General features: G+C 64.3%; 20 protein-coding genes and 1 tRNA gene. 11 read left to right on the plus strand and 10 right to left on the minus strand.

The annotated features are described in order from the left end of the window. The first annotated feature begins 103 nt into the window (after positions 1-103). Both ATN37_RS18290 and ATN37_RS18295 read left to right on the plus strand, forming a co-directional pair. Positions 104-466, plus strand: coding sequence for a DUF3817 domain-containing protein (locus ATN37_RS18290; RefSeq protein ID WP_003945330.1), 363 nt, complete (start codon positions 104-106; stop codon positions 464-466). 105 nt (positions 467-571) lie between these two features. After that, complete coding sequence (locus ATN37_RS18295; RefSeq protein WP_030537899.1) at positions 572-1,468, plus strand: tetratricopeptide repeat protein; 897 nt, start codon at positions 572-574, stop codon at positions 1,466-1,468. A gap of 18 nt (positions 1,469-1,486) precedes the next feature. Here the strand turns inward: ATN37_RS18295 and ATN37_RS18300 are convergent, their stop codons facing one another. Genes ATN37_RS18300 through ATN37_RS18310 form a run of 3 tightly spaced genes read right to left on the minus strand, consistent with a single transcriptional unit; the run spans position 1,487 to position 7,160 of the window. Next, positions 1,487-2,935 carry a neutral zinc metallopeptidase gene (locus ATN37_RS18300; protein WP_218695475.1) on the minus strand — a complete coding sequence of 483 codons (1,449 nt, stop codon included), beginning with the start codon at positions 2,933-2,935 and terminating at the stop codon, positions 1,487-1,489. Beyond that, positions 2,935-5,136 (minus strand): 1,4-alpha-glucan branching protein GlgB, encoded by a 2,202-nt coding sequence (glgB, locus tag ATN37_RS18305; RefSeq protein WP_030537900.1) that lies wholly within the window; start codon positions 5,134-5,136, stop codon positions 2,935-2,937. The genes ATN37_RS18300 and glgB overlap by 1 nt, the downstream gene beginning before the upstream one ends. Beyond that, on the minus strand, positions 5,136-7,160 hold the full coding sequence (locus ATN37_RS18310) for an alpha-1,4-glucan--maltose-1-phosphate maltosyltransferase (protein ID WP_030537901.1): 2,025 nt from the start codon (positions 7,158-7,160) through the stop codon (positions 5,136-5,138). The genes glgB and ATN37_RS18310 overlap by 1 nt, the downstream gene beginning before the upstream one ends. Before the next feature lie 177 nt (positions 7,161-7,337). Here ATN37_RS18310 and glgP point away from each other — a divergent pair, with 177 nt between their 5' ends. Continuing rightward, complete coding sequence (glgP, locus tag ATN37_RS18315; RefSeq protein WP_125051496.1) at positions 7,338-9,938, plus strand: alpha-glucan family phosphorylase; 2,601 nt, start codon at positions 7,338-7,340, stop codon at positions 9,936-9,938. A 68-nt stretch (positions 9,939-10,006) separates the two neighbouring features. Here the strand turns inward: glgP and ATN37_RS18320 are convergent, their stop codons facing one another. The 3 genes from ATN37_RS18320 to ATN37_RS18330 are packed head-to-tail and all read right to left on the minus strand — an operon-like array spanning position 10,007 to position 14,049. Beyond that, positions 10,007-12,055, minus strand: coding sequence for an ATP-dependent DNA helicase (locus tag ATN37_RS18320; protein ID WP_050656794.1), 2,049 nt, complete (start codon positions 12,053-12,055; stop codon positions 10,007-10,009). Positions 12,056-12,064: 9 nt separating this feature from the next. Next, complete coding sequence (locus tag ATN37_RS18325; protein WP_063316261.1) at positions 12,065-12,712, minus strand: nicotinamidase; 648 nt, start codon at positions 12,710-12,712, stop codon at positions 12,065-12,067. Beyond that, positions 12,709-14,049 (minus strand): nicotinate phosphoribosyltransferase, encoded by a 1,341-nt coding sequence (locus tag ATN37_RS18330; RefSeq protein WP_030537905.1) that lies wholly within the window; start codon positions 14,047-14,049, stop codon positions 12,709-12,711. The genes ATN37_RS18325 and ATN37_RS18330 overlap by 4 nt, the downstream gene beginning before the upstream one ends. A 121-nt stretch (positions 14,050-14,170) precedes the next feature. On the opposite strand from ATN37_RS18330, the gene clpS reads away from it, so the two are divergent. From clpS to rdgB, 7 genes are all read left to right on the plus strand, one after another. Next, a complete protein-coding gene (gene clpS, locus ATN37_RS18335) occupies positions 14,171-14,482 on the plus strand; it encodes an ATP-dependent Clp protease adapter ClpS (RefSeq protein ID WP_218695498.1) in 312 nt (103 codons plus the stop codon). A gap of 56 nt (positions 14,483-14,538) precedes the next feature. After that, positions 14,539-15,129: a DUF2017 domain-containing protein gene (locus ATN37_RS18340; protein ID WP_003945318.1), complete on the plus strand. Its 591-nt coding sequence runs from the start codon at positions 14,539-14,541 to the stop codon at positions 15,127-15,129. Continuing rightward, positions 15,126-16,193 (plus strand): P1 family peptidase, encoded by a 1,068-nt coding sequence (locus ATN37_RS18345; protein ID WP_003945309.1) that lies wholly within the window; start codon positions 15,126-15,128, stop codon positions 16,191-16,193. The genes ATN37_RS18340 and ATN37_RS18345 overlap by 4 nt, the downstream gene beginning before the upstream one ends. 92 nt (positions 16,194-16,285) lie before the next feature. Beyond that, on the plus strand, positions 16,286-16,945 hold the full coding sequence (locus ATN37_RS18350; protein ID WP_007733273.1) for a rhomboid family intramembrane serine protease: 660 nt from the start codon (positions 16,286-16,288) through the stop codon (positions 16,943-16,945). Between the two features lie 97 nt (positions 16,946-17,042). Further along, positions 17,043-17,801, plus strand: a complete 759-nt coding sequence (locus ATN37_RS18355; RefSeq protein ID WP_218695499.1) for a cyclic nucleotide-degrading phosphodiesterase — start codon at positions 17,043-17,045, stop codon at positions 17,799-17,801. Between the two features lie 52 nt (positions 17,802-17,853). After that, a complete protein-coding gene (rph, locus tag ATN37_RS18360) occupies positions 17,854-18,639 on the plus strand; it encodes a ribonuclease PH (RefSeq protein ID WP_003945332.1) in 786 nt (261 codons plus the stop codon). 3 nt (positions 18,640-18,642) lie between these two features. Beyond that, on the plus strand, positions 18,643-19,251 hold the full coding sequence (gene rdgB / locus ATN37_RS18365) for an RdgB/HAM1 family non-canonical purine NTP pyrophosphatase (RefSeq protein ID WP_218695476.1): 609 nt from the start codon (positions 18,643-18,645) through the stop codon (positions 19,249-19,251). Positions 19,252-19,313: 62 nt separating this feature from the next. Here rdgB and ATN37_RS18370 read toward each other — a convergent pair whose 3' ends face one another. Next, positions 19,314-19,694 (minus strand): DUF3817 domain-containing protein, encoded by a 381-nt coding sequence (locus ATN37_RS18370; RefSeq protein ID WP_218695477.1) that lies wholly within the window; start codon positions 19,692-19,694, stop codon positions 19,314-19,316. Beyond that, positions 19,691-20,098, minus strand: coding sequence for a hypothetical protein (locus ATN37_RS18375; protein ID WP_020970031.1), 408 nt, complete (start codon positions 20,096-20,098; stop codon positions 19,691-19,693). The genes ATN37_RS18370 and ATN37_RS18375 overlap by 4 nt, the downstream gene beginning before the upstream one ends. Positions 20,099-20,380: 282 nt before the next feature. On the opposite strand from ATN37_RS18375, the gene ATN37_RS18380 reads away from it, so the two are divergent. Continuing rightward, a complete protein-coding gene (locus ATN37_RS18380) occupies positions 20,381-21,100 on the plus strand; it encodes an aspartate/glutamate racemase family protein (RefSeq protein WP_218695478.1) in 720 nt (239 codons plus the stop codon). Between the two features lie 59 nt (positions 21,101-21,159). Here the strand turns inward: ATN37_RS18380 and ATN37_RS18385 are convergent. Both ATN37_RS18385 and ATN37_RS18390 read right to left on the minus strand, forming a co-directional pair. Then, positions 21,160-21,241, minus strand: a tRNA-Leu gene (locus tag ATN37_RS18385). Between the two features lie 73 nt (positions 21,242-21,314). Beyond that, complete coding sequence (locus tag ATN37_RS18390) at positions 21,315-22,031, minus strand: hypothetical protein (protein WP_218695479.1); 717 nt, start codon at positions 22,029-22,031, stop codon at positions 21,315-21,317. Between the last annotated feature and the right edge of the window lie 309 nt (positions 22,032-22,340).

Below are 22,340 nucleotides of genomic sequence, written 5' to 3' on the forward strand. Positions count from 1 at the left end.
TGAGTGTCTAAATACACCTGAACGAGCGCTCTCGCTCTGCGACGCCCCGTGGTTTTGCTCACACAACTACGGGGCGTCGTAGTTGTTCGGGCACAATGGCCTCATGGCGAACATCTTTGACGTATCCACTCCCGCGAAACGCTTCCGTCTGGTGGCGTGGTGGGAAGCTGTGACCTGGGCGGCCTTGCTGGTTGCCATGTTCTTCAAGTGGGTCCTCGGACACGAAGAAGCGATTCGCATCCCCGGAATGGTCCACGGAACCGCCGGCTTCCTGGTGTTCATCGTTGTTGCACTCCTGACCGCGTGGTCGCTCAAGTGGGACGTCAAGACCACGATCCTTGCGCTGATCTCGAGCGTTCCGCCCTTCGGCACCGTCATCTTCGAACGCTGGGCAGTGCGAAACGGCAAGCTCGGTGAGCTGTCCACGGAGTTCGAGGCGTCCAAGGGCAACGCGGCGCTCGTCTGAGTGCTGCATCCCTCTACGTAGCTTCTCGCAACTCGTGACAAACTGGGAGCCGTGACTCGACCAGGTTCCAGGCCCCCCGCGCGTTCGTCCGCAGTTGCTGCCGCCATGAGCGGCGCAGTCGACTTGTCCGCCTTCAAAGAGCGGGCCACGGCCCCACCACCGCCGCGTAACACCAGCGGCGACGGGGCCGTTTCTGCTGTCTCCGGGGCAGTGATCGAGGTGACCGAGGAGAACTTCGAAAGCGAAGTCCTGCTGAAGTCGAGCCAGGTGCCGGTGATCGTCAACATCGGTGGCCGCGCATACGAGCCCTCGGTCGTATTCACCGAAGTTCTCGAATCATTTGCAGCGCGAGCCGGCGGCAAGTGGATTCTTGCCAACGTCGACGTCGACGTGAGCCCTCGTATCGCGCAGGCATTCGGTGTCCAGTCGGTTCCGACGGTTGTTGCTGTCGCGGCTGGTCAGCCGTTGGCCGATTTTCAGGGCGCTCAGCCAGAGGCGCAGCTCAGCCAGTGGTTCGACGCAGTCCTCCAAGCTGTCGAGGGCAAGTTGAGTGGGCCGGTCTCCGACGCGGACGAACCGGTGGAGGAGGTCGAGGATCCTCGCTTCGTGGCCGCTGAAACCGCGCTGGACGAGGGCGATCTCGACGCCGCCATCGCTGCGTACCAGGAAATTCTCGACGCCGAACCCAACAATGCGGAGGCCAAGAGCGCTGTCCGCCAGGTGAAGTTCATGGCTCGGGTTCAGGGTGTCGATCCCGAGTCGATTGCGGCCGCGGATGCTGATCCGTCCGATCTCGAACTGCAGTTCGCTGCGGCCGACCTGGAAATGTTCGCCCAGCAACCCGAGGCGTCGTTCGCCCGCTTGATCTCGGTGGTCTCGCGAACTGCCGGCGACGACAAGGCTGCTGCTCGGACGCGCCTGCTCGAACTGTTCGAACTGTTCGACCCGGCGGAACCGATCGTCATCGCGGCCCGTCGTAAGTTGGCTTCCGCTCTCTACTGACGTGTGGACCGGCAGTCGCTACTCCGTGTAGCGGCTGTCGCACACTTCCCGGCCACCGAGAACGCCGGTCCGGAACGCGTCGACACGTGCGAACCCGCTCGGAACCGTCTCACCGTTGACGTCACTGGCAGCCAGGCCGTCGGTCAGCAGCCCCGATACGGCTTCGTCGAGGTCGCCGGGGGAGAGTGTGACCTGTGCTCCGGACGCCGCGGCGTTGGTGGGACTGAGCGCTGCGGTGATGACGCCGGACAGGCAGGCGGCGCGCAGGGCAGTCTGCGGAGTGTCGAGCGATTGGCCGTTCTCCTTCTGCATCGCGAGGGTGTACCTCGACGCGAGCAGGACATAGGCGTTGTAGTCACCGGTGATGTTGGTCTGGATCAACTCGCGTCGCCCGACGCGACCCGGCGTGCCGCGCTCGGCAAGGTCGTCGACGCTGATTCCGATGGTGTTCGTCGACGGGCAGTACGAGACGGGTTCGGTCGCAACGGCATCGCTGCACCCGGTGTCTGCGCCGGTGAACACGACCTTCGGCGGCTCGGGTAGATCGAAGATCGCTTGGAAGGTCTTCACGAACTCGTCGAGAGTTGCCTCGGTGACGGGCAGTTCTCCGGAATCGTTGCCCTCGGCGAACTGCTGCGGGAGGTCTGCACGTCGTGACTCGATTTCGTCGGCGTCCATCTTCGCGCACGCACCGGCGCCGTCGGTGAAGCCGATCTGAGTGGCGGTGACGCGCTCGAACGCCGAACCATGGTGGCTCTCAGGATCATTAGGGTCTTCGTCGCGGATGGCGACCGCCGACGCCAACACCTTGTTGAGTCCGTCGGAGGTGTTCATCGTGAAGTGCGCGGCCTTGTCCTCGGCGACGTGCCGCAAGAAGGCGCCACCGAAACAGTCGGCTTGCTGTTCGCGCACCAGGGCTGCGTCTCGTTTACCGCCGACGATCCCGGCCTTGCGTTGAACGGCATGGCCGTACTCGTGCGCAAAGATGAACGCGACGGCCACGTCACCGAACTTCTCCCGCACCTCGGGCAGCAGCAATTCACGATCCCAACCGATGGTGTGATCGATGCTGCAGTACCCGGCGTTGATGAGTTCTTCGGTGGTCTCCTCACAGAAGTCCGGGCCGTTCGATTCGGTGGGGTCCCACGAGAAAAGCTCGTCGACCGGTTCGAAGGGCTTGTCGAACAGAGCCGGGTACTCGGCGGCCCAGTAGGTTTCGATGTCTGTGATGGCGTTGGCTGCCAGCGCGTCGATGTCCCCGCCGTCGGTGCCGGTGATTGCTCGGTCGGCGTTGGGGGCTCCCGGACGCAATCCACTTGGTCCTGCCGTTGCGTCGAGTCCGGCGACGCGGAAGGGATCGTGATAAATCGAGACGGCGTGGCCACTCGTTCCCTGGGCACAACCGGCGAGCAGTGCGGCCACTGCCAACAATGACGACGTGACAATGACTACTCGCCGGCCGACCATCAACGCTCCAGACTTATCCAAATCGCTCCAGCAGCTGGCAGCGCCACCTGTGCGGAGGCTGGCCGACCGTGCCACGAATGCGACGTTGCTGTGACCGCTCCGAGGTTCCCGACTCCGGAGCCGCCGTACACCTCGGCATCGGTGTTGAGAATTTCCACCCATCGGCCGGGCTCTGGTAGCCCGACGCGGTAGCTCGAGTGCTCACTGCCCGAGAAGTTGAACAGGCAGGCGACAATCGAACCGTCAGTACCGTAACGCAGAAAACTGAGGACGTTGTTCTCGGTGTCGTTGGCGTCGATCCAGGAGTATCCACCGGGCGAGGTGTCGAGGGTCCACATGGCCGGATGACGTCGATACGCGGAGTTGAGATCGCCGACCAGTCGCTGGACGCCGCGATGGAGAGTGCCGGTGTACTGATCGTCGAGCTGCCACCAGTCGAGGCCGCGTTCTTCGGACCATTCCGCACTCTGACCGAACTCCTGTCCCATGAACAGCAGTTGCTTGCCAGGATGCGCCCACATGTATGCAAGCAGTGAGCGCAGGCCGGACGCCTTGGCGAAGTCGTTCCCGGGCATCCGGGTCCACAGAGTTCCTTTGCCGTGCACCACTTCGTCATGGCTGATCGGTAGCAGGTAGTTCTCACTCCACGCGTACATCAGTGAGAACGTGATCTCGTGATGGTGGTAGGTCCGGTGTACCGGGTCGTGACCGAGGAACCCGAGGGTGTCGTGCATCCACCCCATGTTCCACTTCATGTTGAATCCGAGGCCGCCGACATTGGTCGCCCGAGTGACTCCGGGCCACGCCGTCGACTCCTCGGCGACGGTGACGACTCCTCGATGGTTCTTGTGGACGGTGGCGTTCATCTCCTGCAGGAACGCAACGGCTTCGAGATTCTCGCGGCCGCCGTGAATGTTGGGAGTCCATCCACCTTCCGGGCGTGAGTAGTCCAGGTACAGCATCGATGCGACAGCGTCGACGCGAAGTCCGTCGATGTGGAACTCCTCGAGCCAGAAGAGTGCATTGGCGACGAGGAAGTTCCGCACCTCGCGGCGACCGAAGTCGAATACGTATGTGCCCCAGTCCAACTGCTCGCCGCGACGCGGATCGGCGTGCTCGTACAGGGGAGTTCCGTCGAAACGAGCCAGGGCCCACTCGTCTTTGGGGAAGTGTGCAGGCACCCAATCGACGATGACACCTATCCCTGCGGCGTGCAGGTGGTCGACGAACCAGCGGAAGTCGTCCGGGGTGCCGAAGCGGGAGGTCGGTGCGTAGTACGAGGTGACCTGGTATCCCCACGATCCACCGAACGGATGCTCGGAGACGGGCAGCAGTTCGACGTGGGTGAATCCGGTTTCGGTGACGTAGACGGCGAGTTGCTCGGCCATCTGCCGGTAGTCGAGTCCCGGACGCCACGATCCGAGGTGCACCTCGTACACGCTCATCGGGGACTGCGAAGGATCGACACCGGCGCGGGTTTCGAGCCAGGCCGCGTCGTTCCACTCATGCGAACTGGTGGTCACTCGCGATGCAGTCGCCGGCGGGACCTCGGTACCGAATGCCATGGGATCGGCCTTGTCGCGAACGGAGCCGTCGTGGCCGTGGACCCGGAACTTGTACAGCGAACCGACTGCGATGTCGGGCAGGAAGAGTTCCCAGACCCCAGTGGATCCGAGGACTCGCATGGGGGCGAATTGCCCACTCCACCCGTCGAAGTCGCCGACGACGGTCACGCCGCGGGCGGCCGGAGCCCAGACGGCGAACGAGGTGCCGTCGACGGGTCCATCCGGTGTCTCGTAAGAACGCGGATGTGCACCGAGGATGTCCCACAGTCGTTCGTGCCGACCTTCGCCGAACAGGTGAAGGTCGAGTTCACCGAGAGTCGGCAGGAACCGGTAAGGGTCGGCTGCGAGAACCGTGTGTCCACCCGGGTACGTCACGGAATAGCGATAGTCGATCAGGTCGGGGTAGGGGACCAGAGCCACGAAGATTCCGTTCGAAACATGTTCGAGAGGAAAGTCTTTGCCGCCGATGACGGCACTGACGGACTCGGCGTTGGGACGCAACGCACGCAGAACGGTGCCGTCGGCGTGGGGATGGGCGCCGAGGACACTGTGCGGATCGTGATGTTCACCGCGCGCCAACAGCTCCAGATCGTGATTGTCCGGTGCGATACCCGAACGGAACTTCTCGGTTGACATCACTTGCCTCCACCTGCGCGGTGCGCATTGCGTGCTTGATAGGCCAGAGAGATCCGGGCCGGATACGGAACGGGTGGGAGCGCGAGGATGTGCGCCACCGAACGCCAGGGCTCGAGGCGGACGAAATTGGCTTGGCCCCAATTGAACTGCTCACCGGTTACCTCGTCGAGCACGGTCATGTGGTCGTGCCATTCGCGTCCGAGCGCCGGCATGTCCAACCAGACGGTGCCCTCTTCTGCAGCGAACGGGTTGAGGTTGATCACCGTCAGGACGGCGTCACCGGTCGAGGCGTCGAACTTCGAGTAGGCGATCAACGCGTCGTTGTCGATGTGGTGAAAGTGCAGGTTCCGCAACTGCTGCAGGGCCGGGTGTGCACGCCGGATGCGATTGAGTGCGGTGATCCACGGCTCGAGAGATTCGCCTCGCGCTGCTGCTTCGGCGAAACGGCGCGGCCGAAGTTCGTACTTCTCGGAGTCGAGGTATTCCTCGCTGCCGGGGCGAACGGCTTGGTGTTCGTAGAGTTCGTAACCGGAGTAGACGCCCCACGTCGGCGCCAGGGTGGCGGCGAGAGCTGCTCGTAGAGCGAACATTCCGGGCCCACCGTGCTGGAGGGACTCGTGCAGGATGTCCGGCGTGTTCACGAAGAGGTTCGGTCGGGCTTCGTCGGCCTTCGCCGCCAGCTCGTTACCGAATTCGGTGAGTTCCCACTTCGCAACTCGCCAGGTGAAGTACGTGTACGACTGCGTGAACCCGCGCCGGGCAAGGCCGTACATGCGCGCCGGACGAGTGAATGCCTCGGCGAGGAACAGGACGTCGGGGTCGGTTTTCTTGACCTCCGAGATGAGTGTCTCCCAGAAGTTCGGCGGCTTGGTGTGCGGGTTGTCTACCCGGAAGATCTTGACGCCGGCACTGATCCAGTGTCGGACGACTCGCAGGATTTCCTTGTCCAGACCGCGAGGATCGGTGTCGAAGTTGATCGGGTAGATGTCCTGATACTTCTTGGGCGGGTTCTCGGCGTAGGCGATGGTGCCGTCGGGAAGGACGTTGAACCACTCCGGATGCTTCTTGGCCCATGGATGATCCGGGGCGCACTGCAGCGCGAGATCGAGTGCCACTTCGAGATCGAGCTTGCGGGCCGCAGCGACGAAGGCCTTGAAGTCCTTGAGCGTGCCGAGTTGCGGGTGAACAGCGTCGTGCCCGCCGTCGACCGAGCCGATGGCCCACGGCGAGCCGACGTCACCGGGTTCGGGAGTGAGAGTGTTGTTGCGTCCCTTGCGGTTGATCTCGCCGATGGGATGGATCGGCGGAAGGTAGACGACGTCGAAACCCATTGCGGCGATGCGGGGTAGGTCTTCGGCCGAGGTTCGGAAAGTACCGTGTTGCGGCACCCCGTTCTCGTCCCAACCGCCCGTCGAGCGGGGGAAGAACTCGTACCACGATCCGAACAGTGCACGGTTGCGATCGACGACGACGGGGTGGGACTCGCCCTTGGTGACCAGTTCACGGAGCGGAGTGGCGCGGAGCAGTTCGGCGACGTCGGAGGCGAAGGCCGGCGCGACGCGAGCCGTCAGCGCCTGATCGCTGCGCAGCGACGCCGTGACGGCCTCGAGCCTGGACCTGTTGCCCCGCGGTACCTCGTGCGCGGCCTGTTCGAACAGGCGCGCACCGATTTCCAGGTCGTTGGCCAACTCGGCCGCCCCTTGCCCGACGGCGAGCTTTGCTTCCACGGCGTGCTTCCAGGTGGCGATGGGATCGCTCCACGCCTCGATCCGGAACGACCACATGCCTTCGGCGGACGGCGTGAACACCGCGTCGACGGTGTCCGGTTCGGTCCCGGGATCCATCGGAATGCGCAGCGGCTTGGTACCGCGCGGACCACGCACGACAAGAGTGGCGGAAATGGCGTCGTGGCCTTCTCGCCACACGGTGGCGTGCACTGGGAAGACTTCACCGACCACGGCCTTTGCCGGATAGTTACCCGAGATCTCGGGTACCACGTCGTCGATACCGAGGCGTCCTGACACGGGAAGCTCCATTTCTGGTGATGGATCGCGGTAAAACTTTCTTTCGCCGGGTTCAACCGTAGTGGGTGCGGCGCTGGAGTGCTGATAACGACGAATTCGGGTCTGTCGGTGGTCAGGTCGGCTCGGGCGTTCGGTTCCACCGGACAGAGTGCAAGGAACTCGACTAGGGTTCGCGGGGTGAAAGCCTTGCGTCGGTTCACTGTCCGAGCCCACCTTCCGGAGCGCCTCGCCGCGCTCGGCCCCCTGTCCACCAACCTTCGGTGGTCGTGGCATCCCGAGACACAGGATCTGTTCTCGCGACTCGACCCCGAACTCTGGCAAGCAGTCCAGTTCGATCCGGTCCGCATGCTCGGGGAAGTCGACCCCACCCGTCTCGACGAACTCAGCAGTGACGAGGCATTTCTCGGTGACCTCGACACTGCAGCAGCCGATCTCGATGCTTATCTGAGCACCCCGCGCTGGTACCAATCCCAGCAGGCCAAGGGCACATCGTTAGCCAGCGGAATTGCGTACTTCTCCATGGAGTTCGGAGTCAGCGAAGTTCTGCCCAACTACTCCGGTGGATTGGGCATCCTGGCGGGCGATCACCTCAAGGCCGCGTCCGACCTCGGGCTGCCGCTCATCGGCGTCGGACTGCTCTACCGATCCGGCTACTTCCGCCAGTCGCTGACCGCCGACGGTTGGCAGGCCGAGCACTACCCGCCGCACGACCCTCAAGGGTTGCCTCTTCGTTTGCTGACGGACGCAGGCCCGGCTTCCGAAGACGGATCGCCGGTCGTCATTCACGTCGCCATGCCCGGTGGCCGGGTGCTGCGTGCGCGAGTGTGGATCGCTCAGGTCGGACGAGTGCCGTTGCTGCTGCTCGATTCCGACATCGCCGAGAACGACGCGGATCTGCGCGGCGTCACTGACCGTCTCTACGGCGGGGACCAGGATCACCGCATCAAGCAGGAGATCCTCGCGGGTATCGGCGGCGTCCGCGCGGTGCGCGCCTACACCGCGGCGTACGGATTGCCCGATCCCGAGGTGTTCCACATGAACGAGGGGCATGCCGGATTCCTCGGCATCGAACGGATTCGGGAACTTGTCACCACCAGCGGTCTGGACTTCGATTCGGCTCTGGCCGCGGTCCGCGCCGGAACGGTCTTCACGACGCACACTCCGGTTCCCGCCGGAATCGACCGCTTCCCGGCGGATCTGGTCCGTCACTACTTCGGCGGAGCGAACGGCGAGAACGAATCGAGTTTGCTTCCCGGCCTGACCGTCGACCGCATCGTCGGGATGGGGCGCGAAGCCGATCCGTCGATCTTCAACATGGCGCACATGGGACTTCGCCTGGGCCAGCGAGCCAACGGCGTCTCGAAGTTGCACGGCATCGTCAGCCGCGACATGTTCAACGGTCTCTGGCCGGGCTTCGACGCCGACGAGGTGCCGATCGGTTCGGTCACCAACGGTGTTCACGCGCCGACGTGGGCGGCGCCGGAGTGGATGGACGTGGCCAGGCGGATCGTCGGTCAGGAGCAACTCGAAGAAGCACGCGGGTGGGAGCGCCTGCACGAGTTGTCGGCAACCGAACTGTGGGAAACACGTAATGCGTTGCGCGGCAAGTTGGTCGACGAAGTTCGTCGTCGCGTCCGAGCGTCCTGGCTCGAACGCGGCGCGACCGAGGCCGAACTCGGCTGGACCACTGGAGTATTCGATCCCAACGTCTTGACAGTCGGATTCGCGAGGCGCGTTCCGACGTACAAGCGGTTGACGCTGATGCTGCGTGATCCCGAGCGTCTGCGTGCGATGTTGCTCGACGAGAAACGTCCGGTGCAGTTGGTGGTGGCCGGCAAGTCGCACCCCGCCGACGACGGCGGTAAGGCACTCATCCAGCAGGTCGTGCGGTTCGCCGACGAAGCGGATGTGCGTCACCGCATCGTCTTCCTGCCTGATTACGACATGTCGATGGCCCGCTACCTGTACTGGGGCTGCGACGTGTGGCTCAACAACCCGCTTCGCCCCCTCGAGGCGTGCGGTACTTCCGGCATGAAATCCGCGCTCAACGGCGGCCTCAACCTCTCCATTCGCGACGGATGGTGGGACGAGATGTACGACGGCGAGAACGGGTGGGCCATTCCGACGGCCGACGGTGTTCTCGACGACGTGCGGCGTGACGATCTGGAAGCCAGCGCCCTCTACGAACTTCTCGAGCACGCGGTACTGCCGACGTTCTACGACCGTGATGCAGCCGATCTGCCGACGCGCTGGGTCGAGAGGGTTCGCCACACCCTCGAGAATCTGGGCCCGAAGGTGTTGGCATCACGCATGGTTCGTGACTACGCCGTCGACTACTACGCCCCTTCGGCGGAATCAGCTCGAGCGGTAGTGGCGGACGATTTTGCCGGCGCGCGTGAGGTGGCCGAGTTCCGTCGCCGTATCGAGTCGCAGTGGCCGTCGGTCGCCGTCGAGCAGGTGGACGGTTCCGGCCTGCCGGACACCCCGGAGATCGGTGCGACCATCTCTTTGAAAGCCAAGGTCCGCCTCGGCGGCTTGTCGGTCTCGGATGTGGAGGTTCAGGCAGTCCTGGGACGCGTCAGCCCAGGCGAGGAACTCACCGACGTGGTGACGTTCCCGATGACACATTTCGGAACCGAGGACGGAGCCGAGATCTTCGAAGCCGAGGTTGCGCTTCCGGTCTCCGGCTCCGTGGGTTACACCGTGCGGGTGTTGCCGCATCACCGGTTGTTGGTCGATGCGTCCGAACTCGGGTTGGTGACCACTCCGAGCGTCTGACGTATTGCATTCTGCCCCGGTCCGTTCGGTCGGCACCGGGGCAGAATTGTGCCCGCGTGAGAACCGGCTCAGGGACGTGAGTCGCGGATGCGGGTGAGCGCCTTGCGGACGACTTCGGGGTTGGTCGTCTCCCAGAACGGAGGCAGCGATGCGCGAAGGTAACCCGCGTATCTCGCTGTGGCCAGACGCGGATCGAGCACGGCCACCACGCCCTTGTCGTCGGTGCTACGAAGCAGACGGCCGACGCCCTGTGCCAGGAGCAGCGCCGCGTGATTGGCCGAGACGCTGAGAAAGCCGTTACCGCCATGGGATTCGATAGCCTGCTGGCGAGCCATCAACAGTGGGTCGTCCGGGCGCGGGAACGGAATCCGGTCCAAGATGACGAGGCTCAGTGACGGACCCGGAACATCGACGCCCTGCCACAGGGACAACGTGCCGAACAGTGACGTGGGTTCGTCCTTGGCGAAGGCCTTGACGAGGGTGCCGGTGGCGTCGTCGCCCTGGCACAGGATGGGGGTGTCGAGGCGTTCACGCATCGCCTCCGAGGCGGCTTTGGCGGCGCGCATCGACGAGAACAGGCCGAGGGCGCGTCCGCCCGCAGCCTCGACGAGTTCGGCGATCTCGTCGAGATAGACCGGGGAGAGGCCGTCGCGGCCGGGCGTAGGGAGGTGGCGGGCAATGTAGATGATGCCGGCCTTTGCATGGTCGAAGGGCGACCCGACGTCGAGTGAGTTCCAGCGGAAAGCCGAAGCGTCAGAAGGTGCTTCGGTGCCGATGGCGGTACCCGAGTCGGGGCGCGCGGACGATTCCGCAGGAAGACCCCAGTTGACGGCGAGACCGTCGAACGATCCGCCGACGGTCAGTGTCGCGGAAGTGAGAACGACGGTGGATTCGGCGAACAGTCGCGAGCGCAGCAATCCGCCGACCGAGAGCGGAGCCATCCGGACGGAGCGCCGCACCGATCCGCGGAACTCGTCCGAGGACAGCCAGACGACGTCCTTGCGCTTTGCCGGGTCTGGTTCGTCGAAAGCGGTGAGAATACGCACGGCGCTGTCATGGACGTCGTCGACGGACGAGAGTGCGGCGTTGCGGGCCGCAGCGGCTTCGGGGTCTGCGGCTGCCATGCCCGGTTTGGCCGGACCGATAGCGGTGCGCAGCGACCAGGCCGCGTCGCGGATCGCAGCCAGTGCGGGTGCCGCCCCGTCCGGGAGGCCTTCCCAGCGACCTGGGCGCAATTCCTCGAGGAGTCCAGCCCACCCCTCGCCGGCAGCTTCGAGGCGATCGGCATCCTGCTCTTCGGCGATCTTGCCGCAACGCCGGGCCGCGGCACTGATCGAGGCGGCAGTGAGATCGGCCGTGGCGACGCCGGTGACGCGGTCGACCAACTCGTGGGCCTCGTCGATCACCACGACGTCGTGGTCAGGCAGGATCTGGATGCCGGTGATGGCGTCGATCGCGAGCAGTGCGTGGTTGGTGACCACTACGTCGGCCTTCGACGCCTCGACTCGGGCGCGCTCGGCGAAGCAGTCCTCACCGACCGGGCACTGGTTCTTACCGATGCATTCGCGGGAGGTGACACTGACCTGCCGCCACGCCTGATCGGATACGCCCGGCACCAATTCGTCCCGATCACCGGTTTCGGTGTCTGAGGACCATTCGGTGAGGCGGACGACCTCCCGGCCGAGACGCGAGACCGTGAACGGATCGAACAACTCGTCCTCGGGTGGCTGCTCGGACGCGCCGGTATGGATCTTGTTCATGCACAGGTAGTTGTTGCGGCCCTTGAGGATTGCGAACTCTGCGCGTCGGCCGAGTGGCTTCTTCAGGGCATCGGCGAGCCGAGGCAGATCTCGGTCGACGAGCTGACGCTGCAGCGCGATGGTGGCGGTGGACACGACCACGGTGCGTCCCGATTCGACCGCGTGGCGCAGGCTCGGAACGAGGTAGGCGAGCGACTTACCGGTACCGGTGCCGGCCTGGACGGCCAGATGCTCGCCGGTGTCGATCGAGTGCGCCACGGCGGACGCCATCGTCAGCTGACTGGTTCGTTCGGCACCGCCGAGCGACCGCACCGCTGTCTGGAGCAGTTCGGGAACGTTCGGGAGTTGATCGGCCACCCACGAAGGTTAATGGATCCCTACGTCAGAAACGTCCACGGATGATTCCCGGGGTAGTTCACCGGCATTCGAGTCTTCTTCCGGCGAGGCCTCGTCTCGCCCGATCAGCTGCACTCCCGCCTCCCGCATCTGCACCAATGCCGACTCGATCGTGGCGGTCGACACACCAGCGGTGAAGGGGAGAAGGACAGTCGTGGCGAACCCCGCGCGCGCGGCATCGACGGCCGTGGCCTTGACACAGTGATCCGTGGCAATGCCGATCACGTCGACGTCGGTGATCTCGTGGGCGCGGAGCCAGTCCTCGAGCGTCGTTCCGTCCTCGGCTGCTCCTTCGAAACCGGAGTAGGCCGCGCTGTAGGCGCCCTTGGAGAAGATCGCCGACCCGGCGACGGAAGCGTCGAACGCCGGATGGAACTCGGCGCCGGCTGTCCCGACGACGCAGTGAACCGGCCAGCTGTCGATGAAGTCGGGATTCTCGGAGAAGTGCGCCCCAGGGTCGATGTGGAAATCGCGAGTCGCGACTACGGCGTCGTACTCGTGGGAGTTGACGAAATCGTTGACGGCTCCCGCAACCGCAGCACCGCCGTCGACTGCAAGAGCGCCACCTTCACAGAAATCGTTCTGAACGTCGACAATTATCAGTGCTTTTGCGCTCACTGGTGCTCACCTCCGGTGAATCGAACGGGCACAGCCGAGTCTCCGCGCGAGAGCTTGAGGCCTTCCCACGGCAGGCTCACGAGCCCTGCCTTCAGAACCGCTCTGCTCTCTTCGAGCGTCGGCGCGCTGTCGACGACCTTGCCTTCGCGAACCAGCGGGATCAGCAGTTCGGTCGCTCCGTCCGCCTCGGAGACAGGTGACGGTGATCCGGCGGGGTAGATGACCTCTTCGACGATCGTGCCGGTCGGACGCACTACGCGCAGTGCCTTCTTGGCGCCGCCGCGAGATGCCTTGTTGGTGCTTCTCTTCTCGACCGCGATTCCGTCGACCTCGACCAGCTTGTAAACCATGCCTGCGGTGGGGGCGCCTGATCCGGTGACCAGGGAAGTACCGACGCCGTACGAGTCGACGGGTTCGGCGCGCAGAGCCGCGATCGCGTACTCGTCCAGGTCGCCGGAGACGACGATGCGTGTTTTGGTAGCACCGAGATCGTCGAGTTGTTGGCGTACCTGACGAGCAAGAACGCCGAGATCGCCGGAGTCGATGCGAACCCCGCCCAGCTCGGGACCGGCAACGGCGACAGCCGTTTTCACACCCTCGGTGATGTCGTAGGTATCGACGAGCAACGTGGTGGATACGCCGAGTGCCGCGACCTGACCGCGGAATGCCGCTGCCTCGTCCGGACCGTCTTCGGTGGTGTGCAGGAGAGTGAAGGCGTGCGCGCTGGTACCTGCACTGGGTACGTCGTGACGCCGCGCGGCTTCGAGGTTGGAGGTGGCGTCGAAGCCGGCGAGATACGCGGCACGTGAAGCGGCGACGGCGGCCTGTTCGTGTGTACGACGCGAGCCCATCTCGATCATCCGTCGACCGCCCGCTGCGCTCACCATGCGGGCTGCGGCCGAAGCGATCGCGCTGTCGTGGTTGAGGATCGAGAGAATCAAGGTTTCGAGGATGACGCACTCGGCGAACGTTCCGCGGACCGAGAGGATCGGTGATCCGGGGAAGTAGAAATCTCCCTCGCGGTAGCCGTCGATGTCACCGGAGAATCGATAGTTGCGCAGCCACTCGACGGTCGTGTCGTCGAGAAATTTTGCAACGATCGCCAGTTCAGGTTCACCGAACCGGAACTGCTCGAGTGCGTCGAGAAGGCGCTCGGTACCGGCGACGACGCCGTAGCGACGGCCGTCTGGCAGCCGCCGTGCAAATACCTCGAAACTGCAGTTGCGGAAGGCAGATCCGTCGGCGAGAGCCGCCGAGAGCATGGTCAGTTCGTACTGATCGGTGAGCAGTGCGGTGCTGGCACCGGCGTCGCGGATGTCGGAAATTTGCGTAGGCACGCACACAACTCTATGCGCGAGACGACGTGGGTGGGTGTTGTCGCCTCTCGTCGCGCCGTACCCTGGATACATGGTTTTCGGCGGCGCGACCGTGTCCGGCACTTACTCGGCGAACGTAACGATGAGAGGCGCTACGGCTTCCTCTCCTCAAGCCACGCCCGAGCAGTCGGAGGCTGTTTCGACCATCGAAGCCGCAGATCGGCCCTGGGTGACCATCGTCTGGGACGACCCGGTCAATCTCATGCATTACGTGACTTACGTGTTCCAGAAGTTGTTCGGCTACAGCAAAGCCAAGGCCACCGACCTGATGATGCAAGTCCATTCGGAGGGCAAGGCCGTGGTCTCGAGCGGTTCGCGCGACAAGATGGAGGCCGATGTTCGTCGCCTCCACGCTGCCGGTCTCTGGGCCACGATGCAACGCGACGACATCTGAGAAAAGCACTTTTTCGACCGATTTGTTCGCCTAACTCGTAGACGGGAGTCCGACGCGTGCGGACGTGGAGTAGGAAGAGTTCACTCGGCGGAGTGAAGTTCAAGTCCGAGATGGACGGCCACGAGGCGGCGGTTCTGCGCTCGCTCGTGGAGTCGGTGACCGGGCTTCTCGACGAGCGCGCGTCTTCGGCGCCGCAAGACGAGCTCGCCGCGCTGACGGGTCTTCGTACCGGAAATTCGGAGACGCCCGACAATCCGGTGTTGGCGCGATTGCTTCCCGACTTCCAGCGCACCGATCCGGACAAGGTCGCTCCGGACAGTGACGATCTCGACGACGCCGGCGCCAATGTCAACGGCGCGCTGCGCAGTTTGCACGAACCCGAGATCATCGACGCCAAGCGTGAGTCCGCTCGCATGTTGTTGGCTTCGCTTCCGGAGGCCGGCGGCAAGGTCGTTCTCACGCAGGAACAGGCCGACGCCTGGCTGTCCTCGCTCAACGACGTCCGTCTCGCGCTCGGAACCAATCTCGGCATCGACGCCGACACACCGGAGAGCCTCGAACCCGACGACCCGCGAGCCCCGCATCTCGACGTCTATCACTGGTTGACGTGGATGCAGGACTCCCTCGTCCAGGCGCTCATGCCATGACCACGACGCGGACCGGGCCCACTGATTCACTGACAGATGTCGCCGGCCTCGCCGTCGGTCATCACCACAAGCTCGACGAGGGAGCCACTCTCGGAAGCGGCGCAGCCACCGGCTGCACGGTCGTGCTCGCTTCGGCCGGTGTGGTCGCCGGAGTCGACGTCCGGGGCGGCGGTCCGGGTACCCGCGAGACCGATCTGCTCGACCCGAGCCATTCGGTCCAGCAGGTCAATGCCGTGCTGTTGACCGGCGGTAGTGCCTACGGACTTGCCGCGGCCGACGGAGTGATGCGCTGGCTCGAGGAACACGATCACGGGATCGCGATGGGCGCTCCCGGCCAGGTGGTACCGATCGTGCCCGGCGCCGTGATCTTCGATCTGCCGGTGGGGGACTGGACCGTTCGTCCGACCGGCGATTTCGGATTCCTCGCTGCCGACACTGCTTCGCGCGAATTCGCCACGGGCACGGTCGGCGCGGGGGTAGGTGCCAGAGCCGGAGCGCTCAAGGGTGGGGTGGGAACGGCCAGCGTCGTGATCGCCGACGGCCCCGCCGAGGGGACTACGGTCTCCGCCTTGATCGTGGCGAATCCGGTGGGTTCGGTCTTCGACCCCAGAACAGGCCTGCCGTGGGGCGTCGGCTCGGACGGCGCGGAGTCGTTCGGCCTCAGGCTCCCCGACGCGTCCGAACTCGCGGCGGCCAACGCCGTTGCAGCCAAGGGAACTGTCCTCAACACCACGATCGGTGTGGTCGCCACTGACGCCGCCTTGACGAAAGCCGGGTGCCGACGCGTCGCCGTCGCAGGTCATGACGGCCTGGCCCGAGCGATTCGGCCCGCACATTCGCCGCTCGACGGCGACACGATCTTTGCGCTCGCCACCGGTGATCACACTCCGAATTCGGAGATCACGGTTCCGGACGCTTTCCCGAACGATCTGCCGATACTCGACGCGGTGTGCGCGGCTTCGGCCCAGGTGGTCGAACGTGCGATCGTCACAGCGATTCTCGACGCCACGTCGGTAGCCGGAATCCCGAGTTACCGCGAACTCTTCCCGTCCGCATTTCTCTAGGCAGCACTCCTGGAATCGGCGGTAATCTCGAATTGAGCCTGGTCGCGAGTGACCGGATCAGAAAACCGGATCGACGGTGGAGGACGCACACGATGACGATGGATTTCAACAGTCCGGACTTCGGCACCCGGACGCCGGCACCGAAATCCGGTCCGCCCTCGGTGTGGAAGCAGTCGGCCGTGTTGGTGGGCGGCTTCGCGATCCTGCTCTACGTGATCGAGATTGTGGATGTCATCTCCGGTCAGAATGTCCAGAACGCCGGCGTCACCCCGCGCACGCTCGACGGCCTGTGGGGAATCCTGTTCGCCCCGGTGCTGCACGACGACTGGGGTCATCTGATCGCCAACACCATTCCGGTGCTGATCCTCGGATACCTCGTGCTGGTGTCGGGAATTGCGCGGGGACTCGCGGCGACCGGCATCATCTGGGTGATCGGCGGCGTCGGGACCTGGTTGTTCGCCGGCTCGAACTCGAATCACGTCGGTGCGTCCGTGCTGATCTTCGGCTGGGTCACCTACCTGCTGGTGCGCGGGTTCTTCACGCGGAGCTTCACACAGATCCTGATCGGCGTTGCCGTCTTCGTCGTGTACGGCGGAGTGCTGTGGGGCGTTCTGCCGAGCGATCCACGGGTTTCCTGGCAAGGGCATCTGTTCGGAGCGATCGGCGGCGTGGTTGCCGCCTGGGCGCTCACGTCGGGGGAGAGGGCCAAGCGCGCCGGGTCGGCGCCGGCCGTTCGACCACCGAGTTTCTGAACGGACGTGGGTCACACCCTCACTGCGGTGTGACTTCGACGCGCCAAAACCACCAAGAGCTTTTTCCCAGACGGGTAGACGTGGCAGCATGACCGGTATGCGCATGACCGTCCTGGGGTGTTCCGGCAGCGTCACGGGTCCGGATTCACCGGCTTCGGGATACCTGCTCACAGCACCGGGAACTCCGCCGCTCGTGATCGACTTCGGCCCGGGAGTTCTTGGGGCGTTGCAGCGATACGCCGATCCGGGCGAGGTGACGATCCTGCTTTCGCACCTTCATGCGGACCACTGTCTCGACATGCCCGGCCTGCTCGTCTGGCGTCGCTATCACCCCAACCCGCCGGTCGGCCGTGCTCTGGTTTACGGCCCCACCGACACCGCGTGCCGCATCGGAGTGTCCTCCGCCGAGTGCGCCGGCGAGATGGACGACATCTCCGACACCATCGACGTCCGGCTCTGGGCCGAGAACGAGCCGGTGACGTTCGGTGAACTGAGCGTCGTCGCCCGCCGGATGAATCATCCACCCGAGGCTTACGGTTTCCGGATCACCGGCGTCGACGGCCGCGTCCTCGTCTATACAGGCGACACCGGTATGTGCGACAACGTCGTCGAACTCGCGCGTGGTGCAGACGTGTTGCTCTCTGAAGCGTCGTGGACCGACAGTCCGGATCGCCCCGAGGGAGTTCACCTCTCCGGTAAGGAAGCCGGCCGTGTGGCTGCGCTCGCCGGCGTCAAGGAACTTCTCCTAACGCACATCCCGCCGTGGACATCGCGTGAAGACGTGATCGCCGAAGCGAAATCCGAATTCTCCGGACCGGTCCATGCCGTCTCCGCCGGAAGTGTCTACGACATCTGATTCCCCTCACATTCGGTGCAGCGCTCACCGGGCGACCGCTAGGCTCACGAAGGTGACTACACGAGAAGACGGTAGGGCGGACGACGAGCTCCGCACGGTCAAGATCACCCGCGGGTTCACCAGTCACCCGGCCGGATCCGTTCTGGTCGAGTTCGGGAACACTCGCGTCATGTGCACGGCCAGCGTCGAAGAGGGTGTACCCCGCTGGCGCAAGGGCTCCGGCTTGGGTTGGCTGACAGCCGAATACGCGATGCTTCCCGCCGCCACGCACACACGCAGTGGACGCGAATCGGTCAAGGGCAAGGTCGGCGGCCGCACGCAGGAGATCAGTCGACTCATCGGCCGATCACTTCGAGCGTGCATCGATCTCGCGGCAATCGGTGAGAACACCATCGCCCTCGACTGTGATGTCCTCCAAGCCGACGGTGGCACTCGCACCGCGGCAGTGACGGGGGCATACGTGGCCCTGGTCGACGCCGTGACGTACCTGCGCGCAGCCGACCTGCTCTCCGACCCACAGCCCATCTCGTGTGGCATAGCGGCCGTCAGCGTCGGCGTCGTGGACGGACGAGTGCGTCTCGACCTTCCGTACGAAGAGGATTCGCGTGCTGAGGTCGACATGAATGTCGTGGCCACCGATACCGGCACGCTGGTGGAAATTCAGGGAACCGGTGAGGGCGCCACCTTCCCACGCTCGACGCTGGACAAGCTGCTCGACTCCGCTCTGGCTGGTTGTGAGCAACTTTTCGAGATCCAGCGTCAAGCGTTGGCCGAGCCGTATCCCGGGGTGCTACCCGAACCGAAAAATCCGGAACCCAAGAAGAAGTTCGGTGCCTGAGCTGTGAGCGTACGAGTACTGGTTGCCAGCCGAAATGCCAAGAAACTGAAGGAACTTCACCGGGTGCTCGACGCCGCCGGAGTGAGCGGAATCGAACTGGTCGGGCTCGACGAGGTCCCGCCGTTCCCCGAAGCCCCCGAGACCGGAGCGACGTTCGAGGAGAATGCGTTCGCCAAAGCGCGTGACGGAGCAGCTGCAACCGGAATGCCCTGCATCGCAGACGATTCCGGTGTCGAGATCGACGCACTCAACGGTATGCCCGGCGTGCTATCCGCGCGATGGTCGGGCACTCACGGAAACGACGGCGCCAACACGGCTCTGGTCCTGGCTCAGCTGGGAGACGTGCCAGACGAGCGTCGAGGCGCGGCGTTCGTCTCCGCCTGTGCACTGGTGATCCCCGGCGGCGACGAGACCGTCGTGCGCGGCGAATGGCGCGGGGTGATCGGCCGCGAACCAGCCGGCGACGGCGGCTTCGGATACGACCCCATCTTCCGTCCGGACGGCGACACCCGCTCGGCCGCAGAACTCACCCCGGCCGAGAAGGATGCGGCGTCACATCGAGGGCGCGCGCTCGTACAGCTCGTTCCCGCGCTGGCGGCACTGGCCGGCTGAACCGAATCCGAAAAGTAGAGCCCTGAACGCGTCTGCGTTCAGGGCTCCACTTTTTGAAACTCTCAGAGCTGGTAAGTCTGCTTCACCTGGGCAGTTCGCTTGTGCTCGAACACGAACGACAGGAACGGGATCGTGCCGGCGAGCGCGGTGGCAACCGTCGTACCGGGCTTCCACCGAGCCTTGATCGCCAAGTCGATCGTGAACACGAGATAGAGCATGTAGAACAGGCCGTGGATCTGGCCGATGTAGAACAACCACGACGGCGCGTCCGCCGAATTGTCGAGAATCAGGTACTTGTAGACCATCTCACCGGTCAGGAACAGCAGCCAGAGGCCGGTGATCCAGGCGAGAACGCGGTATCGGACCAGCGCCGACGCAACCTTCTTCTGCTTTTCTGCGTTGACTGCGGGGGTAGCGATGCTCGCTTCCGAACCGGTACTCACGTCGTGCTCCTATCGGACTCGCGAGCGGCGAGCTGCGCAAGGTAGTCGTTGTATTCCAGCATTTGGCGGGCTTCAGGGTCGTCGACGTCGAGGTTCACATCGTCGAACTCGGCCCGCGGGCGTTGCGGCAAGAGGTCGGCGGGAATCTCACGCGGCTCCGCGGCGGCTTCCTCGGCTTCGGCCTCTTCGGGGTCCACGTCTTCGAGCTGAACGAACTTGCGATACGCGTACACGACAAACGCCGCGAACAGCGGCCACTGGAACGCGTACCCGAGATTCTGTCCCGAGCCTCCGACGGCTTCGAAGCGCTCCCACTGCCACCAGCCGAGCGCGAGGCAGCCGGCAGCTGACACGATGACCAGCAGAATCAGCGCAGGTCGGCGTTTAGTAGCGTTCTTGGACACACTAAGACGGTACCTGAGAGCTATAGTGCCTCGCCCTGCGATCTCCGACACGGTGTCGTAGGAGCCGTGCCACGGCGTGTCGTAGGAGCCGTGCCACGGCGTGTCGTAGAGGCCGTGCCACGGCGTGTCGTAGAAGCCGTGCCACGGCGTGTCGTAGAAGCCGCTCCACAGCACCTGTGCGCTACGCCCATCCTCACCCGCAACGCCAGGGCACTGAACACATTCTCCCGGCTGTGCTGCATCGATAACCTCGGCGCGTATCCGAAAGCAGGGGAGTGTTTCATGCACATCAGAGTGATTCGCCCGGTCATCGACACCACACTGACTCCGGCGGTGACAGCCGAGGTGGAGCACTGGGCGGCGCCCGGCACGACGGTCGACGTCGTTTCGCTGCCTACCGGTACGGTGAGCATCGAGTCCGAGTACGACGAGGCACTTGCCGGCCCCGGGATCGTGCAGCGGGTCGAGGAAGCGGCAGCCGACGGCGTCGACGGTGTGTTCATCACGTGTTTCGCCGATCCCGGAGTGCATGCCGCCCGAGAGGTCATCGACGCTCCGGTGGTCGGCGGCTTCGAGCCGTCATTTCTGACAGCGATGAGTCTGGGCGATCGCGTCGGTGTCGTGACCATCCTGCCGAATGTCGTGCCGATGCTCCGATCGCTCACTCGGCGGTATGGGCTGGACAATCGGCTGGGCAGTATTCGAGTCGTGGACATGCCGGTGCTGGGCCTTACCGATCGGGAGAAACTGATCGATCGACTGGCCGCTCAGGCGTCTGCGGCAGTGGAGAACGGCGAGGCCGACACCGTCGTTCTCGGTTGCACCGGGATGCTCGGTGTGACCAGTGCGGTCCGAGACAGGCTGCATGGCAAAGGGATTCACGTTCCGGTTGTGGATCCGACGGCCTCGGCGATCACCTGGTTGGAGAGCTCGGTCCGTCTGGGGCTGACACCGAGTCGGACGACGTACATGACTCCACCGGTCAAGGATCGAAAGCGCTGACCTTGCTCACGAGAACCGAAAAAGCCCCGCCGGATCAGATCCGGCGGGGCTCTTCGTTGTGCGCGAGGGGGGACTTGAACCCCCACGTCCTGAGACACTGGAACCTAAATCCAGCGCGTCTGCCAATTCCGCCACTCGCGCGCGGAATTCAAAGGATACGCGAGTGGAATCGCTCGCGGGCACACCACCCTGGTCGGGATGCGCCCGCCCGCTCTCAGGCCGTTTCGGCGAGTGGATCCGCTGCGGGCGGCATGGTGGATTTCTTCGACCGGCGAGGTTGCTCGGCCGTGCGTTGATACCGCCACGCAGCGTGGGTGAGCGTTTGAACATCGACATCGAGATGTTCGGCAACCGCAACGAGCAACTCGGCTGCGTCGGTGCTCGACAACAATTCCTCACCACTGCTTGCTTCGGTGGCGAACCGTGCAAGTAGATCTATCGAAGTTACCGTCAACTTCCCGGACAGGAACACCAGCGTCTCGAAGGTCCTGGGGCCGAGCCCCGGAACGGAGACAACTGCCGAACGGAGGCTTTCGGTGTCCTCGACGTCGGCACTGGACCGGCAACCGGCGTCGGCGAGCGCTTTGGCCGCACGAGCCGCGCCTTCGGCTTTGGTGAAGTAGTTGCCCGGCACGCGCTGGCGATTGCCGAGAATCGTTGCGAGCTCGTCGCCACGGTCGGTGAAGGCGGCGAGAGCGGGCAAGCTGTCGAGGCGATCGTCGGCGGCTACCGAGCGGTGTGTGCGCCAACGGTCGACGACGGCGCGGACTCCGGTCTTCGGTGTTCCATAGGCGGCGCGCGACGAGAAGATCGCATCGAGAAGGGCGGCTTCGGACTCGCGCGGCCATCCCTGATTCCAATGCGGCCACGCCTCGCGCGGAAGCTCGGCGCCGATAAATTCGGCCGCTCTGACTACGTCTGTGTCTTTCATGATTTCTCCCCCCCCGAGAAGTTGTCCGGTGTGGACGCGCTGAACGTAGCGAGGGGGTCCGACAGATTGTGGCCCGGAACGCACGGGATCGACCGTCCGTCAAGGAGGTCACGAATTGGTAACAATAAATATGAGGGGTTCCTCAGGTTTCTGAAAATCCCGGTAACAGTCCCAGGCAGGGCGTTCGCGACCTACTCGCGAGTCACTTTCTCGAGGTCTCGTGAGGAAGATCACGGCCCCGAAAGTCCAGATTTCCAGGGTGCCGACAAACGTGAGGAAATCCTCATGATTCTGTGTAAACCTTGTCTT

The organism is Rhodococcus sp. MH15, from assembly GCF_019266045.1.
Lineage (GTDB): Bacteria > Actinomycetota > Actinomycetes > Mycobacteriales > Mycobacteriaceae > Rhodococcus_F > Rhodococcus_F qingshengii.

Excerpts from the sequence above, each read along its gene's own strand:
- ATN37_RS18390 (WP_218695479.1), bottom strand. The coding sequence starts at position 22,031 with ATGAAAGACACAGACGTAGTCAGAGCGGCCGAATTTATCGGCGCCGAG.
- ATN37_RS18355 (WP_218695499.1), top strand. The coding sequence starts at position 17,043 with ATGCGCATGACCGTCCTGGGGTGTTCCGGCAGCGTCACGGGTCCGGAT.
- glgB (WP_030537900.1), bottom strand. The coding sequence starts at position 5,136 with ATGTCAACCGAGAAGTTCCGTTCGGGTATCGCACCGGACAATCACGAT.
- ATN37_RS18380 (WP_218695478.1), top strand. The coding sequence starts at position 20,381 with ATGCACATCAGAGTGATTCGCCCGGTCATCGACACCACACTGACTCCG.
- ATN37_RS18350 (WP_007733273.1), top strand. The coding sequence starts at position 16,286 with ATGACGATGGATTTCAACAGTCCGGACTTCGGCACCCGGACGCCGGCA.
- clpS (WP_218695498.1), top strand. The coding sequence starts at position 14,171 with ATGAGAGGCGCTACGGCTTCCTCTCCTCAAGCCACGCCCGAGCAGTCG.
- ATN37_RS18295 (WP_030537899.1), top strand. The coding sequence starts at position 572 with ATGAGCGGCGCAGTCGACTTGTCCGCCTTCAAAGAGCGGGCCACGGCC.
- ATN37_RS18290 (WP_003945330.1), top strand. The coding sequence starts at position 104 with ATGGCGAACATCTTTGACGTATCCACTCCCGCGAAACGCTTCCGTCTG.
- ATN37_RS18345 (WP_003945309.1), top strand. The coding sequence starts at position 15,126 with ATGACCACGACGCGGACCGGGCCCACTGATTCACTGACAGATGTCGCC.
- ATN37_RS18300 (WP_218695475.1), bottom strand. The coding sequence starts at position 2,935 with ATGGTCGGCCGGCGAGTAGTCATTGTCACGTCGTCATTGTTGGCAGTG.